The organism is Sinomonas sp. G460-2 (genome assembly GCF_047759905.1).
Lineage (GTDB): Bacteria > Actinomycetota > Actinomycetes > Actinomycetales > Micrococcaceae > Sinomonas.
This window is the reverse complement of record NZ_JBKZWT010000377.1, coordinates 1-3,178: the sequence shown is the minus strand read 5'-3', so window position 1 is coordinate 3,178 and position 3,178 is coordinate 1. Positions and strand designations below refer to the sequence as shown.

The 3,178-nt window shown below is 69.8% G+C and carries 1 protein-coding gene, 1 tRNA gene and 1 pseudogene; 1 reads left to right on the top strand and 2 read right to left on the bottom strand.

The genetic code is table 11. The features are described 5' to 3' along the window. The first annotated feature begins 111 nt into the window (after positions 1-111). Positions 112-2,220: a prolyl oligopeptidase family serine peptidase gene (locus ACLN58_RS20050; protein ID WP_415856994.1), complete on the top strand. Its 2,109-nt coding sequence runs from the start codon at positions 112-114 to the stop codon at positions 2,218-2,220. A 476-nt stretch (positions 2,221-2,696) separates the two neighbouring features. Here ACLN58_RS20050 and ACLN58_RS20045 read toward each other — a convergent pair. Together ACLN58_RS20045 and ACLN58_RS20040 are read right to left on the bottom strand one after the other, a co-directional pair. Continuing rightward, positions 2,697-2,785: transfer RNA gene (locus tag ACLN58_RS20045), tRNA-Ser, on the bottom strand. A gap of 128 nt (positions 2,786-2,913) precedes the next feature. Next, positions 2,914-3,178: pseudogene (locus ACLN58_RS20040) on the bottom strand (recombinase RecQ); the annotation flags it as partial.

Sequence of the window (3,178 nt, the reverse complement as noted above, 5' to 3'; positions counted from 1 at the left end):
TCTCCTCCCGGGGTCATCTTCCGAGCTTAACGCGCGCCGGCCGAGGCCCTCACAGCAGGCGCATAGCGGCGGCCCCTTGCGCTGTCGGGGGGCCATGCGAGGATGAATCGCATGACGGATCCGGCGCAGACCCTGACCCATGCCCACCGCGAACCGGTGGATGAGAACATCTGGCTCGAGGACGTTCACGGCGAGGCGCAGCTCGCATGGGTGCGCGAGCAGAACGCGCGGACCGAGGAGCTGCTCGAGATCGGCGACTACCCTGAGCTCGAGGCCCAGATCCTCGAGGTCATGGATTCGCAGGACCGCATCCCCATGGTCACGAAGCGCGGCGACTGGTACTACAACTTCTGGCGCGACGCGGCGAATCCCAAGGGCCTGTGGCGGCGCACGCGCTGGGACAGCTACGTGAGCGAGTCGACCGAGTGGGAGGTCCTGCTGGACGTCGACGCGCTCGCGGCCGAGGAGGGCGTCGAGTGGGTGTGGGGCGGCGCCGGCTTCCTGCGCCCGGCCGACGGTACGTCGTGGCGGCGCTGCATGGTCCGGCTCTCCCCCGACGGCGGCGACGCCGTGGCGGTCCGCGAGTACGACGTCGAGGACCGCGCCTTCATCGCCCCGGAAGCCGGCGGCTTCGCGCTGCCCGCGGCCAAGGGCGGCGTGGACTGGTTCGACGAGGACACGCTCATCGTCTCCTCGACGCTCGGCGAGGACGCCGTGACCACGTCCTCGTACCCGAGGATCGTGCGCAAGCTCGCCCGCGGAGGCACGCTCGACGAGGCCGAGGTCATCTTCGAAGTCCCCGCCGACCACCTCATGGCGAGCGGCGGCTTCGACGACACCCCGGGGTACGAACGGCTCCTCGCGAGCGATCGGATCAGCTTCTTCGACGTCCGGCACTCGATCTGGTGGAACGACGAGTGGCTCGAGATCCCGGTCCCCACGGACGTGGACATCGACGTGCACCGCGCGTGGATCCTGTTCCGGCCACAGCGCGACTGGGAGATTGGCGGCGCCGTACACGCGGGCGGCTCGCTGCTCGCCGCCAACTTCGAGGCGTTCCTCGGCGGATCGACAGAGCTCACCGTCCTGTTCGCGCCGGACGAGCACACCGCGCTCCAGTCGTGGAGCTGGACCAGGAATCATCTCCTCGTGAACCTGCTGCGAGACGTGTCCTCGCAGATCCGCGTGCTGACGCCGCCTTCCGCGGGCGGCAGCTCAACGGACGACGGCGCGTGGTCGTGCGAGGAGCTCGACGCGTGCCCGCCGCTGCACCTCGTCGAGAGCTACGCGGTCGACGACGAGGACCCTGACTCGGGCGATGACTACTGGCTCGTCGCGACGGGCTTCCTCACGCCGACGACCCTGCTGCGTGGCAGCATCGGCGGGGGTCACGCCGAGGTCAAGCGCGCGCCGTCGTTCTTTGACGAGAGCCGCTTTGCCGTCTCGCAGCACTTCGCCGTGTCCGCGGACGGCACGCGCGTGCCGTACTTCCAGGTCGGGCCGAAGGATCTCGAGCGCGGCTCGGCGCCCACGCAGCTCAGCGGCTACGGAGGCTTCGAGATCTCGCGGACGCCCGCGTACAGCGGGGTCGTGGGGCGTGCGTGGCTCGAGCGCGGCGGAGTCTATGTGGTCGCGAACATCCGCGGCGGCGGCGAGTATGGCCCCGCGTGGCATCAGGCCGCGCTCAAGGAGAACCGCCACCGCGCGTACGAGGACTTCGCGGCCGTCGCGCGGGACCTCATCCGGCGCGAGGTGACGAGCCCCGAGCATCTCGGGTGCACGGGCGGCTCCAACGGCGGGCTGCTCGTGGGCAACATGCTGGTCCACTACCCGCAGTTGTTCGGCGCGATTTCGTGCGGCGTGCCGCTGCTCGACATGCGGCGGTACACGAAGCTCTCGGCCGGGACATCCTGGATCGCCGAGTACGGCGACCCCGACGTGCCCGAGCAGTGGGAGTACATCCGGACGTTCTCGCCGTATCACCTGCTCCGGGACGGCGTGGACTACCCGGACACGTTCATCTGGACGGCCACGTCGGACGACCGTGTGGGCCCCGTCCAAGCCCGCAAGATGGCCGCCCGCATGGAGGCCATGGGGATCCCGAACGTCTGGTACCACGAGGCGCTCGAGGGCGGCCACGCCGGTGCCTCCGACAACCGCCAGGCTGCGGCCCTACAGGCCCGCAGCGCGGCATTCCTGTGGAGGTCGCTCGGGCGGTAGCAGGTCTCTGTCGACCTCCCCCAAGAAGGAGTGCGCGCAATACGCGTCTCGGGACACGGTCGACAACACCTCTCCGCCGACGGCCCTTCGGGAAAATGTCCGGGCCAAACTCGCGGCTAGCCCGGGACATTCCCGCGGACACTAGCCCCGACGCTACCGATGACTACCGGCCACGAGGGCCGATTGGAACGCGGCGCCGACCGGTCGGCCGCGAGAGATGCCGGGGGCAGTCACCTTCTCGGAGAGCCAAGTCACCTTCGGACGCAGCAGTCACCTTGAGGGTGACTTGCCTGCAAGTAGGTGACTGCGCTCGGCGACGAGGTGACTGCGCTCGGCGAGAGGGTGACTTGCCGGCGAGACGGTAACTGCCGGCCGGGAGAAGCTGGCCGAGAAACGGAACACCCCCGGTCCGAAGACCGGGGGTGTCGTCGATGTCCCGGGACATCTGTAGCCGATGTCCCGAGACACTACATGGGCGGAGACGGGGGGATTTGAACCCCCGGTCCAAGTTTCCCCGGACCCTTCATTAGCAGTGAAGTCCATTCGGCCACTCTGGCACGTCTCCAGCTATTGCTAGCTCCCCAAGGTTACCCAGAACCGCGGGACAGACGCAAAGCGGCTCGCACCCCGCGGACCTGACGCGCAACGGGCGCACCCCGCGGACCGGACGGCGCAACGGGGGGGCGGCAAGCTCTACCCCGCCTGGGCGAGGGCGAGCGGGAGGACCGGTCCGGCACCGGCAAGACGCAGCATCCGCCCCGCGACGGTCAGGGACCATCGGCTGTCCACGAGGTCGTCCACCAAGAGCACCGGCCCACCCCCGACCCGGGCGAGGGACGCGCGGAGGTCGGGGTCGACGTCGAACGCGGACCACACCCCGGCGAGCCGGAACGCACTGTTCCCGCCCGCCTGTCCGGCCCGCGCGGCGTCTGTCCGCGCGAGCGTCCCGAGGAACGGG

Bases quoted from the DNA above. Each gene is read 5' to 3' on its own strand.
- ACLN58_RS20050 (WP_415856994.1), top strand. From the start codon at position 112: ATGACGGATCCGGCGCAGACCCTGACCCATGCCCACCGCGAACCGGTG.